The following is a 13,391-nucleotide window of genomic DNA, read 5'->3' on the forward strand; positions in this document are numbered from 1 at the left end:
TACATTTAATTTTTTAAAAAATTAATTTTTTTTCCACCCCCCTCCCCCCCTTTTGTGTTTTTTGTTGCCCCAAACACCCCCCACAACGGGGGTGCAAACAGGATGTGATGCAGAAGCGGACGCTATGGTAGGACAAGAAATCTATGAGTTCAAGAGTTGGTCGCCCGTGCATAAAGTAGATGACGGTGAAGAAGATGCCGAAAAAAAATATGACCGAACTAAATCACAATTTTGGAATTTTGAACGAGGCTATTCGGGTTATACCCAATTTCTCTGTTATCTACAAAACATAAATACCTTAGACAATCTCAACTATATTTTTGACCAAAAACTCCTTGAACACAACGGCCAAAACCTTACTTTTGTCAAACAGACTTTTCAAAATCTGTTTAGGAATAAGGCAATAGATTTGTATAAGGATGTCAATCAAGGAGGCATAGGCATAATAAGATTTCAACAGTTATTTGGAGTTCCTGATTTACCCTCATTCTTAAACAATAAAGTAAACAATTTAAATGACCCGATTTATAACTTTATCGACTGGAAATAAAATGTTTGTGAAAATAAAAGAATTTACGGAATGTAATTTTCAACTCGTATCGCCCTATGTTTTGCTCAAACAAGATAAGGCTATTCTCTTTGTGGAAAATGATTTTAAAGTTTTTCATACGATACAAGTAGATAAATATCTTTTTTCAGTGGCTAACAAATTTTTCCTTTTAATAAATCACGACTTTGAAGGTAGGATAACACTAATCAACATTCAAACCTTGTTTAAAACTTGCATTGATACGAACAAAAGTGGCAATGTCGTCCTGCATAATCAATTTTTGTTTTGGCAAACTTACAATAAAGACTTTTCAATTTATTTTATTGAGTTTTTTGATATCCTTAGTCAAAAATTTTTGTGGAAAAAGGAGTTGAAGTATGGAAATTTATTTTTTTTCTCAAACAATATTCTGCTACAAATTGGTGGAGCAATATTAAAACTTGATGAATCAACAGGCGCCACGCTTTGGCAAAAAGAATTAGGAGCAGGGACATTTCGGAGAGGATTGAAGGAGTTAGAGATAAAAATAAGCCAGTTGGTAGGAATGTGGGAAAATCAGCTATTGGTTTGGATGAACAACGAGCAACTTATCTGCCTTGATGCCAATACAGGTACTGAACTTTGGCGTGTTACTGATTTTTTTAAGCAATTTTTACCTGGTTGGCAAAGTGTATCACAGTTTAGTTTTGTCTATTGCCATATAGAAAACGGGAAGTTGTATCAGTTAGATGGCGACTCCTACTGGTCGTTAGATTTGGCAACACAACGATTTGAGTTATTGTGGCAAGATACCCAAGAAGAGTACCTAACTATTATCCATAAGACATATACAGAGGATTTTATATATTTCACAGCCTCCCGTACTTATGGACTTGTACCGTATTTGATTGGAGTGTTCAATCGCAAAACGTTGAGCATTGACTGGCTACATGATATGACTCTACCGCAAAACACTGAAAATAAATTTTGTAACAGTCTCAATCAAGCTCCGCAGGTAGATGGCGATAAACTGTATGTCTTAGACAGCGGAGGCACTTTACACATTTTTGAAAAAGAAAGCGACTAGGATACCTTTATGAAAACCCGAATTTTACTTTTAGCAGGGGCTGCCGCCGTCTATGTAGGCTACCGTCTATTCCAAAACTACCTTACCAAAGCAGGTACGCAAAGCCTAATCAAGCAGCTTAAAGATGCCCTCTTCGGCCTATTCCTTCGTCGAGCTTACGAAATTGTGCAGGAGTGATAAAGTAGCTCATTTTCAAGTCATTTACGTCTTCCGTTTTTTCTTTTTTGCCGACGGAAACAAAACGTTATTAAGAATGAGCCGATACCCAGGCGAATGCGGGTGGAGGTTGAGATCGGTCGGCATCCGATGAAAACCGCGTTGTCCTTCGGGGTCATGGCCACCGTAAAAAGTCCACTGTCCACGTCCTAATTCACCATAAATATAACGATCCGACGACTTGCTTTGTCCCATGACCAAAGCACTAGATTTTACCGTTTTTTTGTTGAAAGCCGTGGTTTGTCCAAAAAACTCGCGGATGAGGTTTTCGTGATTTTGAACCAACATGGAAGGAATTACGTCCCATTTGGCCGAAAAGTCAAACAACGAAAAATAGTTAGTGGTCTCATCGCCCCAGCCTTGTCCTGAAGAGGAATTGATGCTCGAAAACGACATGCCACCACCTCGGTAGTCGTCGTCGTTGTTGAGTTCGAGTACAAAGTTTTCAAAGGCGATTGTTTTACTAAAATCAAGCTTGGATTGGGCTTTAGGATCTACGCCGTCACCGTCAAAAATAGAAGGGACAATATCAACACCTTCGGCTGCGAGGGCGACATCCAACGACTCTGCCCCCGAACACATGGCAAACAAATAACCACCACCCGCACAAAAACCTTTGATGCTTCGGGCGACGTCGAGTTTGAGTTGGGATACTTTTTTATAACCGTATTTTTTGGCAATATTTTCTTGGGCTTGCACATCGGCAATTGTCATACGGCGTCGATTTCGGCCAAATTGCCCCGTAAAATCTTCATGGTGAAGGTGCAGCCAGTCGTATTTGGCGAGGTCGCCTTTTAAGATTTCTTCGTCATAGACAATTTCAAATGGTATTTCTGCATACTTCAGCACCAGCAAAACGGCATCGGTGTCTTCAAAGGAAGAAGTACTGACTTTCACTGGACTATAAACAACAATCTTTGCGGCTTTATGAAGTTTCACTACATCCATGTTGACATCAGGATGAGAAATTTGATTAATAATAGCGTTGGCATTGGCCGCCGAAATTACTTCATAAGACACGCCACGCAAGCGGCACTCACGTTCTAAAACATTAGAATATTTCATCATAAAACTACCACCGCGATAATTTAAAAGCCAATCCACTTCGCGGTCGGCTTTCAGTTCCCAATAAGCCACCCCGTACGCTTTGAGGTGATTGGTTTGCTTATCGTCCATGGTGATTAAGATAGAATTCGCCAGGGATGTTGTGCAACTGACAATAAAAAACAACACAATTCTGAAAAGATGCGCTTTGGTAAGAACAGCATTCATAAGTTGAAAAGTCAAAGAGTGGGTGGAATTAGTAAGTAAAACAAAATTAACAGAAAGTTTCAGATTGTCAAGGAGTTGGCCGTATTTGTTGGGGAGCTTTTTTAGCGTTTTTGTCAAAAATGCAAATTGCGCCAATATCTTGCGTAATTTTGTCGCTTACTTTTTACATGTATCTATGAAAGCTTTATTTCGTTTGGTTGGGTTCTTGGCGGTTTTTGCCTTGGTTGTAAGTTGTAACCGTGAAGATTTATCGGGAACTGAAGAACAACAAATTGAAAATTATATCAAAAACAACAACTTGGTCGTCACTGAAAAAACGGCTACGGGGCTTCGCTACATTTTAACCAAGGCCAACGCTACGGGGGCAAGCATTAAATCAGGGCAGTCGGTGACTGTAAAATACACAGGTAAGTTACTGACCGATCGTACATTTGATGCAGGCACGTTTAGCTTTTATTTGGGAGCAGGGCAGGTAATTGAAGGTTTTGATGAAGGTATTGCAAAAATGAAAGTTGGAGAAAAAGCAACGCTTATTTTCCCTTCTTCGTTGGGGTATGGCTCACAAGGAGCAGGAGCGGACATTCCTGGAAACTCCCCACTTTTGTTTGAAATTGAAGTAGTTTCTGCCAAATAAACCTAATTAGTGGAGTCAAATCTCCTTATTTATGAGGATTTGACTCCACTTTTTTTACGCGTACCAGTCCTGTAATGGCCTTGAGTCGAATCAAGAGACTGTCAAGTCGTTCGAGCTGGTCTAGTTTAATTTTGAGAAATCCTTGTGAGCGCACGCCGTCAGCTTCAAATCGGACGCTAACGATGTGACCATAGTCGGAGACAAATCGCGTCACCTCTTCTACAAAACCGACACGGTCAAACCCTAATATTTCAAGCTGAGTAAGGGCAAAGCTGGGTGTAATGGCTGGTTTCATATCATTAAAATTAATTTAGAATAATATCTATTGATTAACTATGCAAATATATGCCCTTATTTTCTTTCAAGCCAAACTTTCAGGGGATTAATTCTGGCAAAAGCCTTAAATTTTACGGATATAAGCGCCTTTTTGAAACGTAAAATACCAAGAATGAAGGCTTGAAGGTGATTTTTGGGCAAGCGATTTGAGGTAATAAGAGGAGATAGAACTGTCGAAAATGAGGGGGAATTGCTCAAAAGATTCGTTTTTCTTAATGCTTTTGATAGCCCCTTTTCGTACGATGATTGGGGAGGTAAAATGAGCGGGCAGTGTAGAAATTGGCCCTTCGGCAATAATTAATTCCTTGCCTTTCCACACAATAAGTTTCCCAAAAGGGAGGGGGCGAACGATTCCTGAATTGGTGGCTTTATCCAACGAAATGTTCGTAATTTCGCGTATCCCGTGGACGTCATAGAAGTTTTTAAGATAAAATGAAAAAGGCTGTTGATTGGACGCAAAAAACGACGAATCAGCCACGAGAATGGCACGTGTGCCTTCGATGAGGCTGACGACCGTTTGTTTGGGTACGTCGTGCACAATAAGGAGTTTTTGGGTGTTGTTTTCGTACAAATGAATGCCTTGTATCACAACAAGAACGGCACTCATTGCCAACGCTATCTTTACCAAAAATACTTCTTTTTGATACCAACAATAAGCAAGTATCCCAATAATAGCATAGATAATCACTACTTCTAATTTGCCAAAAGTAATACCAGTGAGGGTAGCGCTTGGAAGCTGTTCAATCCAAACTACAGATTGGTTGAGCAACCACGTAATTCCTGTCAAAATCCAACCGATGACGGATCCAACAAAGGGCACAGCGGAAAGCGCCAATGCCACTAATGCAACGGGAATCATGGCGGTAGATAGGGCTACAACGAGGGGATTGGCCACCAAAAAATAGGTTGGAAATTGATGAAAATAATAAACTGATAGGGGATAAGTGGCCAACTGAGCAGCAAGGGCTACCGCCGTGATTGCCCAAAGTTTGTCTAAAAACCAATCTTTGGCCGTAATCCATTGATAAATTGTTGGTTGCCAGAAAATAATCCCCGCAAGCGCAGCATAAGATAGTTGAAAACTGACCGAAAAGACCAGAAAAGGGTCGTAGGCCAGTAAAATCAAAGCAGAACCATAAAGGGCATTTTCTCCGTTTGGTTTTTTACCGAGTGGATCGGCCAATAGAAACAAACTGAACATCAACGCAGAACGAACAACAGGCGCTGAGAGTCCAGTAAGAATAGCATAAAACCAAAGTATCCCAAAAGTGAGTGCAAGGTACAGCCAACGTCCCCGTCGGTGGGTTCTGAGTTTTTGGAGTAAAAAGGCAACAATAGCCACAAATACGCCAATATGAAAACCAGATACCGAAAGCACATGAACGGCTCCTGCCGCCGAATAGGCTTGCACAAGTTCGGAGTCCATATCGTCGCGCAGACCCAAAATCATGGCTTTTGCCACGGCATATTCACGCTCAATGGGGACGAGTTTTTTCAAGGCGTTGTCGCTCCATTGACTCAACTTATAAGGTAGACGGATGTACCATTGGGCGTAATTTTTACCAGTTGTAGCAAAATCGGTAGTGCGTAAGTAATGTTGGTGATAGATCTGTTTATAGGCCAAAAATTGCCGAAAATCAAATTGATTTGGGTTTAAGGGAGGAGCTACTTTTTGTGGTTTGCCAAGCACGACTAGCTCAGAACCGTAAGCAGGGCGTGGGGCTGTCTTGTCAATATATGCCTGAACTTTTCCAGTTGCTTCTTGCCATTGCTGGTTTAATTTAATGTGGGTTATCTCCAAAATGGCGCGGTGCGTTTTTCCTCTCGTTTCGGGAAACGTGATTATTTGTCCGCGATAGGCTTGGATACTATCTAATCGAAAATTTACAAGGTGGGTAGGGGCAAGGGATTCGTTTTTGAGGGTGACTGCCAGCCCACCCAAGTAAATGAATACTCCAAAGGTGGTGATGCCAAGTAAGTAGCGGTTGGCTAACCGAGTTAAACCAATAAACCAAAGAACGACCAATAATGTCCCCAAAGCCCATATCATAGGCGTTGGCAGTGGCCACTGTTGTTGAACTAATATACCGATAACAAAGGCAATGGTGATGCGCAAAAGTGGATTCATGGTGCTTGACGTTGGGTTTTAAAACAAAAATGTCAGGTTGGGAGCAACCTGACATTTTTTTATCATCGAATTACAACAAGTCGTTGGGTAACGCTCTCATCTTTCGTTTTGACCCGTATTAAATAGGTTCCTGGTGGTATATCTACAGTAGAAATGGGGACATCCCAGCTCGGATAGTTTTCAAATGCTTTTTGGTGCAAGAGCTGACCACTTAAAGTGAACAACTCAACAGTGAAAGTACTAAATTCTTTTAATGTAACTCTAACATAGGTAACATCGACGTTTTGGGCAGGATTGGGGGCAATCTCAATGGCGAGGTTGTTGCCAAAGGGGAGCTGCGAGCACCAATATTTGACCAAACTGTTTCGTCGGGTTGATTTTTCAATCACGGCCATCATCCGTTCTGTCTGATTTTTGGTGAAAACATTCATGCAAGAATCAGGCGAATAATCCATGTAGTTTTCGGTCATATTTTGGGTACGTACGCCCGAACAAAAAGAAAACACAGGGCCACAATTGGAAGATTGGTTACCGCTTTCACAGCGAGGAGTATCGTCACAATAATCATTACCACAGTTGTCGTCCCCCCACGTATGAATCAATCCTAGCCAGTGACCTACCTCGTGGGTGGTGGTACGTCCCAAATTGTACAGACGACTGGTAACAGTTGCGCCAATGCCAAAAACGCGGTAATCAATAAACACCCCGTCGGTCCGAACTTGTAGTTCTGTACTGTTATCGAGGCCATTTACGCCCGTAACAGACGGAAATTGCGCAATTCCGAGGTAATTATTGGCAAATCGAGTGACCCAAATGTTTAAATAGCGGTCGGTCGGCCACTCTTTTTGTTGGGTGGTGATGTCGGCCAAAAGTTGGTCATCATTAAAAACGTCAAAATTTGTTTTTTGAGCATAATAATGACGCGTTATTCCGTTGGTTGATTTGCCATCGGGGTCGATATTGGCCAAATAAAATTCGATACCAGTATCCGCACCCACGGCATTAGAATTAAATCCCCGAGTGCCAGCTTTGCGTCGGTAATCTTCGTTGAGTATTCTGATTTGTTCTTTGATTTGCTCGTCCGAAATATTGCCATTTCCAGCTCCTCCAATAGCACCTGTAGCCGTTGAGTGAACAACATGCACAACGACTGGAATCCGTATGGATGAACAAATGGCTCCTAAACGGGCTGCACGCTTTGGCAATCGCAAAAAAGTCTGAACAGAATCTTCGAGCATTTGGCGTTTTAGTTTCCAATAAGGATACCGTTTGGCCAGTACTGAATCGTACTGAACTGCCGAGCAACGTTGCGCACTTGCTTCAAAAATACCTAAGCTAAACCACAGGAAGGCACAACAGGCAACCCACCGTACACTTTGAATCATAGTTGTCAATTCAAACTAGAAAACAATTATTTTTCTTTCTTTTCGTACGCATCCAAAATGTCTTTCACCAAACGGTGACGAATGACATCGCGTCCGTCCAGTTCTACAAATGCAATATCTTTAACATGACGGAGGGTTTCAAGGGCATCTCGCAAACCAGATTGCTGATTTTTAGGAAGGTCCACCTGCGTTTTATCCCCCGTAATGATGACTTTAGAGCTGGGACCCATACGCGTCAAAAACATTTTCATTTGCGAAGGAGTCGTATTTTGGGCTTCATCCAAAAGAATGAAGGCATTGTTGAGCGTACGCCCCCGCATGTAGGCTAACGGGGCAATCTCAATGATATTGTTTTCCAAATAGAACTTCAGCTTCTCGCTTTGAATCATGTCTTCCAAGGCATCATAAATAGGCCGCAAATAAGGGTCTATTTTTTCTTTGAGGTCACCTGGGAGAAACCCAAGGTTTTCTCCAGCTTCCACCGCAGGACGGGTAATGATGAGTTTTTTGACTTTTTTTTCTTTCAGCGCCTGAACAGCAAGTGCCACGGCGGTATAGGTTTTTCCTGTACCTGCTGGGCCAACGGCAAACATCAAATCGTGTTGGGCTGCTTTTTCCACCATCAGTTGCTGGTTGGCAGTTTTGGCCCGTACCACAATCCCGCGCGTTCCATACACAATCACATCTTTCTCGTCTTGGAGAACGTGGGGTGGAGCAATGGAGCCACCATTAGCAGTAAGATAATGACGTACGTTTTCGTGGGTAATTTTGCCGTACTTTTGGTAGTGCTGAATCAATGACTCAAGAATGTCACTAATGCGAAGGATTTCTGGGGGAGTACCCATTACCCTAATTTCGTTGCCGCGCGAAATGATTTTACTCATCGGAAAGGCGGCTGCTACTTCTCTAATGTGGTTGTTTTCAACGCCCAAAAAGTCTAAGAGCGACACATTTTCTAAGGAAATTACTTTTTCGACCAAATGCTTTAAAGAGTTTAAGTTTGTGGAAAAATAGCGTTATTCTTTTAAAATTACAAAAAACAAACATTAAAAGCCCGTGGGATGGTTCTCGATGAGGGAAAATAACTGATGGAAATCAATTTTTTGATGGTGGGGTTTTTTACATTTGCATTTTCTTAGGATATTTTTTAATTCAATTGTTTTTCAAATTTGAAACTTATGCTGAAAAAGAAAGTTCTTTTTGTGTTGGCAGCTGGTATTTCTTTTTGGATGGTTTCTTGCAAGCCCAAAGCCAAACCAGAAGAGTATAATGCCAAAGCAGCCGACCCAGAATTATACCACAAATCGGTGGAATTGTTGACTGAGGTAATTATTCATGACATCTTCAAACCACCCGTTGCCAGTCGAATTTATGCGTATTCAAATTTGGCAGGCTACGAGGCAATGGTGCCAGGTTTCCCTGCCTACGAATCGTTGGGTGGTAAACTAAACGGCTTTAAAACGCCCTTACAACCCGAAGTAGGCAAAGAATATTGTTTTCCATTGGCCAGCACCCGTGCTTTTTTGAAAGTAGCGAGAACACTGACTTTCTCGGCTAGTTTTTTTGATGAATACGAAAAAACATTCTATAAAAAATACGAAGAAATGGGCATTCCTTCGGACGTCATTGAGCGTTCGATGGCTTATGGCGATAGTGTGGCCGCGCACGTGATTAAGTACTCAACGGGTGATAAGTACAAACAGACCCGTGGGGTTCGTTTTACGGTGACCAATGAGCCAGGTACTTGGGTGCCAACTCCGCCAGCCTACGCCGATGCGTGTGAACCCGAATGGCACAAAATACGCTCATTGTCATTGGATTCGGCACGCCAATTTATGCCTCCTGCTCCACCAATGTGGACTAAAAATAAGAATTCTAAGTTTTGGGACGAAACGCGTGAGGTGTATGAAGTAGGCAAAAACTTGACGGAAGAACAAAAGCGAACGGCTTGGTTTTGGGACGACAATCCGTTTGTGATGAATGTAGTTGGGCACGTGATGTTTGCCAATAAAAAAATGACGCCTGGGGGGCATTGGTTGGCCATTCATTCGACGGTTAGCCGTAGCCAAAAAGCCCCATTTGATAGAAGTGTTGAAGGATACGCCCTGACGTCTATTGCATTATTAGACGGATTTATCGGTTGTTGGGAAGAAAAATACCGTAGCCGTAAAGTACGCCCAGAAACGGTTATTAATTCAGACATTGATCCAAAATGGCAACCGTTTTTGCAAACCCCGCCTTTCCCAGAATATACCAGTGGGCACAGTACAATTTCGGCCGCTTCTGCTGAAGTATTGACGTTTGTACACGGGGATAATATTGCTTTTACAGATTCAACGGAACACAAACATGGACACGGCGTGATGTCATTTAAGTCGTTTAGAGAAGCAGCACAAAGTGTGAATATCAGTCGCCTTTATGGAGGCATTCACTACCGTTCGGGTTGTGATGAAGGCAATAAAGCAGGAACCAAAATTGGCCAACACGTACTAAGTGTGGCTAAAACAAGAAAATAAGTTGTAAAGGAGGTATGCTTGAAATTACCAATCTACACAAATCTTACGGGGGGCATCTGGTACTTCAGGTGCCCTCTCTCTTTTTAGAAGAGGGAATTCACTGGTTCAAAGGGGCGAATGGTTCGGGGAAAACGACATTTTTTAGAACCTTGGCGGGCATGTTACCTTTTGAGGGTGACATAAAAATGGGCACTTGGGATATTCGTAAAAATCCCATTGACTACCGATTGCACATCAATTATGGCGAAGCAGAACCAGATTATCCCGAGTTTTTGACTGCCAATGATTTGATTCAATTTGTGGCCAAGGCCAAAAAAGCGTCGCAAAAACAAGTGGATGAGTTGATTGAACTGCTTGGTATTGAGCCATTTTTGTACCAACCATCAGGAACTTATTCAAGCGGAATGCTTAAAAAGACATCGTTGGCAGTTGCGTTTTTGGGACAACCCAAAGTGATTATTTTGGATGAACCATTGATTACTATTGATGATGCAACCGTCCAAAAGGTATATGAACTTGTGCAAAAGTATCATGCCCAGGGGGTGACTTTTTTGCTTTCTTCACACCAAGATTTTCGCTTTGAAGCCCTTCCCATCAAGCAATTGTTTGAAGTAAAAGACAAAAAAATCACGGAACTTCCGCCGCCTCGGGGCAAAAACAACAGCCACTGATGTTAGCCGTACTTCACATTCTCCGCAAAACCCTCATTACTGAATATTACCGACTCAATACTGGCTTTCTCTTCTTAGTGGCCATGTTTGCTTTCGGTATATTACGCCCCGAAGATCACATCGCTCTTGCCTCTTACGTGTTTGCATCACCATTTTTGTTGGCACTAATGGGCGCTGTTTTTGCCTTGTATCACTTTAAAACGGTCTTTTTTGTACGACAAAGGCTCTTATGGGACTCTCACAGTTTTCTCTTTAACTTATTGTTGATTGCTAAACCTTACCGTTGGGCGGCGTGGATGTATGTACAGTGGATGCTTTGGCTACCTGTGGCGCTCTACGTGATTTTTGTGGGGTATTATGGCTGGTGGACTGGGCAACGATTGTCGGTTATCGCAACGATGATTTATCTCCTATTGGTGCCTTTAACGGGGGTTGCTGCCTACGAATATCGCCTGCAACGGCCTAACCCTGATACGCGTTTGAGTACAGTTACTACTTACTTAAACCGACGATTTAATAAGCCTCAGTGGTCGTATTTTATCCTGTATTTGTTTTCAGAAAACCCCGTTTTATTGTTTCTAACGAAAGGTTTTTCCTGTTTTGTTGTAGTGGGAATTTGCAAAATTTATCCCACCGACAGCTACGATGAGCGTTTATTTTCGTTGGGTGCGCTGATGATTGGGATGGTTCATTCGGTGCTGATGTTACATCTCTACGAATTTGAGCATTTACAGTTGCCTTTGTTGCGAAATATGCCAATGAAAATGGGACAACGCCTACAGCAATACGGACAGCTTTTTGTTCTGATGATGTTGCCAGAAATTATTTTTCTCGTTCGCTACATGCCAGTTGGGTTGAATTGGGGGTATTTTTTGGAATGGTCGCTGCTAGTGATAGGGATGTTGTTTTTGCTTTTTGGGCGATTTTTGCAAAAGCATTATGTGATGGATACGTTGCTTCGCCAAGGGTTCTACGCCTTTTTTGTGGGCTTTTTCTTGATAATGTTCAAAGTTCCTACCTTGATATTGGCGTTGGGAAGTTGGGGGATTGGGCTCTGGCTATGCCACCAATTTTATTATACCTCCGAATACATCATTCATCAAGAAGGGCTTAAAATCCGACCCGAAGAGTAGAATAGTTTTTTGTATAAATTGGTAGTTTTGTAAAGTATATAAAACCTCGCGCTCACATGAAACGTACGTTTGGAAGTATTTTAACTGGAATTGGCGTTATTTTTATTCTTTTTGCTTGCATCGCCTTTATGTCAGACAAGGCGGTGATAGGTTTCACCCTCACAAAATGGGAAACCATTGTTCCTTTTTTAGTGGGAGTTCTCTTTTTATTGGTTGGGGTAAATTTATTGGGAAAAGTGGCTGATTGATTGCTGCTCAACAATAGGTGAAATTTTCTCGCAGAGAGACACAGATTAAATGCACGCAGATAAACACAGAAGTTTTTCTGCGAAAATCTGCGGGTATTCAATCTGTGTGAAAAAAGTTAATGAGAAAATACTAAATGGTAATTTTCTTCCCGCCATTCGCCACCGATTTATAGACGGCTTCAACGATGCGGATATCCCGTAGCCCTTCTTCGCCTGGCGCTATTAATGGAATACCTTTGATAAGTGCGTCGGTATCGTCGTCCAATTGCTTGGCTTGTTGACTTTGTAAAGGGAAATCAATCGGCCCTTGAGGGCTGCTTCCTTTGTTGCCAGTGTAGCTTGAAAACGGTTCCATTTTAAACCATCCCTTTTCACAATTGGCCTGCAAGTAGTTCATATTGATACCAAAACTGGTATGGCAAGCGGCCAAAGCGCCACTTGGAAACTCCAATTGGAACGTGGCTGTTTCCTCAACTTCTTTGTAAATGTCGGGGCGGGTGGTGTGAAATTGGGCCGAAACCGACGTTGGTTCTTCACCTACTGCCAAGCGTGCACCTTGAATGGCATACACACCCATGTCGCCCATTACCCCACCGCCAAGGGCTTTGTTTTGTTTCCAGTGGGTTGTACGAGCGTCAAAATACCCTGCGCCACAAGTGACCATCCGTACTTTACCAAACGTTTTTTCTTTGGCAAATTTCATGTAGGCTTGGGTATTTGGATCGTGTTGACAGCGGTATCCGATGGCGAGTTTTACTTTGTTATCGGCGCAGGCTTTGATCATCGCTTCACAATCGGCTACACTAGGTGCCATTGGTTTTTCACAAAATACCTGTTTTCCTGCCTTGGCAGCCCGAACGACAAATTCGCGGTGCATACTTGGAGGAAGTACGACATACACTACGTCAATATCAGGATTGTTGGCGATTTGGTCAAAGTTCTGATAATTGTAGATGTTTTTGTCCTTGAGGTTAAACTTCTTTTGCCAGGTTTCTGCTTTTGAAGGAGTTCCTGTGACAATGCCCATCAGCTCACAGTTTTTGGTAAGTTGAAGGGCAGGAGCGAGCAAATCGGTGCTGTAATAACCGAGCCCCACCAAGGCGATTCCTAATTTATCTTTTTTGGGACGAGTAGCCGCCAAAAGTGGGTTAATCGAAATCAAAGAAGAAGCCCCACCGATGGCAGTGCTTTTCAAAAAATCACGACGCGTGAACATGAGATGTGAAGGTTTGGGTT

At 42.3% G+C, this 13,391-nt stretch carries 14 protein-coding genes; 8 read left to right on the forward strand and 6 right to left on the reverse strand.

Going from position 1 to position 13,391, the window contains the following annotated elements; translation table 11 throughout:
* Nucleotides 1-91 precede the first annotated feature (91 nt).
* Genes AC23P2_RS06010 through AC23P2_RS06020 form a run of 3 tightly spaced genes read left to right on the forward strand, consistent with a single transcriptional unit; the run spans nucleotide 92 to nucleotide 1,793 of the window.
* A complete protein-coding gene (locus tag AC23P2_RS06010) occupies nucleotides 92-550 on the forward strand; it encodes a hypothetical protein (RefSeq protein ID WP_487772349.1) in 459 nt (152 codons plus the stop codon).
* Complete coding sequence (locus AC23P2_RS06015) at nucleotides 516-1,616, forward strand: outer membrane protein assembly factor BamB family protein (RefSeq protein WP_487772350.1); 1,101 nt, start codon at nucleotides 516-518, stop codon at nucleotides 1,614-1,616. The genes AC23P2_RS06010 and AC23P2_RS06015 overlap by 35 nt, the downstream gene beginning before the upstream one ends.
* A 9-nt stretch (nucleotides 1,617-1,625) precedes the next feature.
* A complete protein-coding gene (locus tag AC23P2_RS06020) occupies nucleotides 1,626-1,793 on the forward strand; it encodes a hypothetical protein (RefSeq protein ID WP_487772351.1) in 168 nt (55 codons plus the stop codon).
* Between the two features lie 24 nt (nucleotides 1,794-1,817).
* Here AC23P2_RS06020 and AC23P2_RS06025 read toward each other — a convergent pair whose 3' ends face one another.
* Nucleotides 1,818-3,008: an asparagine synthetase B gene (locus AC23P2_RS06025; protein ID WP_487772689.1), complete on the reverse strand. Its 1,191-nt coding sequence runs from the start codon at nucleotides 3,006-3,008 to the stop codon at nucleotides 1,818-1,820.
* A 271-nt stretch (nucleotides 3,009-3,279) separates the two neighbouring features.
* On the opposite strand from AC23P2_RS06025, the gene AC23P2_RS06030 reads away from it, so the two are divergent.
* Nucleotides 3,280-3,738 (forward strand): FKBP-type peptidyl-prolyl cis-trans isomerase, encoded by a 459-nt coding sequence (locus AC23P2_RS06030; RefSeq protein WP_487772352.1) that lies wholly within the window; start codon nucleotides 3,280-3,282, stop codon nucleotides 3,736-3,738.
* Nucleotides 3,739-3,763: 25 nt separating this feature from the next.
* On the opposite strand, the gene AC23P2_RS06035 is transcribed toward AC23P2_RS06030, so the two are convergent.
* The 4 genes from AC23P2_RS06035 to AC23P2_RS06050 form a co-directional block, all read right to left on the reverse strand.
* The gene (locus AC23P2_RS06035; RefSeq protein ID WP_487772353.1) at nucleotides 3,764-4,033 is read right to left on the reverse strand and encodes a hypothetical protein; all 270 of its coding nucleotides are present in this window, start codon (nucleotides 4,031-4,033) and stop codon (nucleotides 3,764-3,766) included.
* Nucleotides 4,034-4,138: 105 nt separating this feature from the next.
* Nucleotides 4,139-6,202, reverse strand: a complete 2,064-nt coding sequence (locus AC23P2_RS06040) for a ComEC/Rec2 family competence protein (RefSeq protein ID WP_487772354.1) — start codon at nucleotides 6,200-6,202, stop codon at nucleotides 4,139-4,141.
* 62 nt (nucleotides 6,203-6,264) lie between these two features.
* Entirely contained in the window at nucleotides 6,265-7,587 is a 1,323-nt protein-coding gene (locus tag AC23P2_RS06045) for a M43 family zinc metalloprotease (protein WP_487772355.1), read from the reverse strand.
* Between the two features lie 26 nt (nucleotides 7,588-7,613).
* Complete coding sequence (locus AC23P2_RS06050) at nucleotides 7,614-8,567, reverse strand: PhoH family protein (RefSeq protein WP_028526951.1); 954 nt, start codon at nucleotides 8,565-8,567, stop codon at nucleotides 7,614-7,616.
* A 198-nt stretch (nucleotides 8,568-8,765) separates the two neighbouring features.
* Here AC23P2_RS06050 and AC23P2_RS06055 point away from each other — a divergent pair, with 198 nt between their 5' ends.
* Genes AC23P2_RS06055 through AC23P2_RS06070 form a run of 4 tightly spaced genes read left to right on the forward strand, consistent with a single transcriptional unit; the run spans nucleotide 8,766 to nucleotide 12,155 of the window.
* The gene (locus AC23P2_RS06055) at nucleotides 8,766-10,103 is read left to right on the forward strand and encodes a vanadium-dependent haloperoxidase (protein WP_487772356.1); all 1,338 of its coding nucleotides are present in this window, start codon (nucleotides 8,766-8,768) and stop codon (nucleotides 10,101-10,103) included.
* A gap of 14 nt (nucleotides 10,104-10,117) precedes the next feature.
* The gene (locus AC23P2_RS06060) at nucleotides 10,118-10,774 is read left to right on the forward strand and encodes an ABC transporter ATP-binding protein (protein WP_487772357.1); all 657 of its coding nucleotides are present in this window, start codon (nucleotides 10,118-10,120) and stop codon (nucleotides 10,772-10,774) included.
* Entirely contained in the window at nucleotides 10,774-11,907 is a 1,134-nt protein-coding gene (locus tag AC23P2_RS06065) for a hypothetical protein (protein WP_487772358.1), read from the forward strand. The genes AC23P2_RS06060 and AC23P2_RS06065 overlap by 1 nt, the downstream gene beginning before the upstream one ends.
* A gap of 56 nt (nucleotides 11,908-11,963) precedes the next feature.
* Complete coding sequence (locus AC23P2_RS06070; protein WP_028526947.1) at nucleotides 11,964-12,155, forward strand: hypothetical protein; 192 nt, start codon at nucleotides 11,964-11,966, stop codon at nucleotides 12,153-12,155.
* 130 nt (nucleotides 12,156-12,285) lie between these two features.
* Here AC23P2_RS06070 and AC23P2_RS06075 read toward each other — a convergent pair whose 3' ends face one another.
* Nucleotides 12,286-13,371, reverse strand: a complete 1,086-nt coding sequence (locus tag AC23P2_RS06075) for a Gfo/Idh/MocA family protein (protein WP_472486461.1) — start codon at nucleotides 13,369-13,371, stop codon at nucleotides 12,286-12,288.
* Nucleotides 13,372-13,391 lie beyond the last annotated feature (20 nt).

This window comes from Runella sp. R0.1_18 (genome assembly GCF_057652155.1).

Excerpts from the sequence above, each read along its gene's own strand:
- AC23P2_RS06015 (WP_487772350.1), top strand. The coding sequence starts at position 516 with ATGACCCGATTTATAACTTTATCGACTGGAAATAAAATGTTTGTGAAA.
- AC23P2_RS06020 (WP_487772351.1), top strand. The coding sequence starts at position 1,626 with ATGAAAACCCGAATTTTACTTTTAGCAGGGGCTGCCGCCGTCTATGTA.
- AC23P2_RS06025 (WP_487772689.1), bottom strand. The coding sequence starts at position 3,008 with ATGGACGATAAGCAAACCAATCACCTCAAAGCGTACGGGGTGGCTTAT.
- AC23P2_RS06030 (WP_487772352.1), top strand. The coding sequence starts at position 3,280 with ATGAAAGCTTTATTTCGTTTGGTTGGGTTCTTGGCGGTTTTTGCCTTG.
- AC23P2_RS06035 (WP_487772353.1), bottom strand. The coding sequence starts at position 4,033 with ATGAAACCAGCCATTACACCCAGCTTTGCCCTTACTCAGCTTGAAATA.
- AC23P2_RS06040 (WP_487772354.1), bottom strand. The coding sequence starts at position 6,202 with ATGAATCCACTTTTGCGCATCACCATTGCCTTTGTTATCGGTATATTA.
- AC23P2_RS06045 (WP_487772355.1), bottom strand. The coding sequence starts at position 7,587 with ATGATTCAAAGTGTACGGTGGGTTGCCTGTTGTGCCTTCCTGTGGTTT.
- AC23P2_RS06055 (WP_487772356.1), top strand. The coding sequence starts at position 8,766 with ATGCTGAAAAAGAAAGTTCTTTTTGTGTTGGCAGCTGGTATTTCTTTT.
- AC23P2_RS06060 (WP_487772357.1), top strand. The coding sequence starts at position 10,118 with ATGCTTGAAATTACCAATCTACACAAATCTTACGGGGGGCATCTGGTA.
- AC23P2_RS06065 (WP_487772358.1), top strand. The coding sequence starts at position 10,774 with ATGTTAGCCGTACTTCACATTCTCCGCAAAACCCTCATTACTGAATAT.
- AC23P2_RS06070 (WP_028526947.1), top strand. The coding sequence starts at position 11,964 with ATGAAACGTACGTTTGGAAGTATTTTAACTGGAATTGGCGTTATTTTT.
- AC23P2_RS06075 (WP_472486461.1), bottom strand. The coding sequence starts at position 13,371 with ATGTTCACGCGTCGTGATTTTTTGAAAAGCACTGCCATCGGTGGGGCT.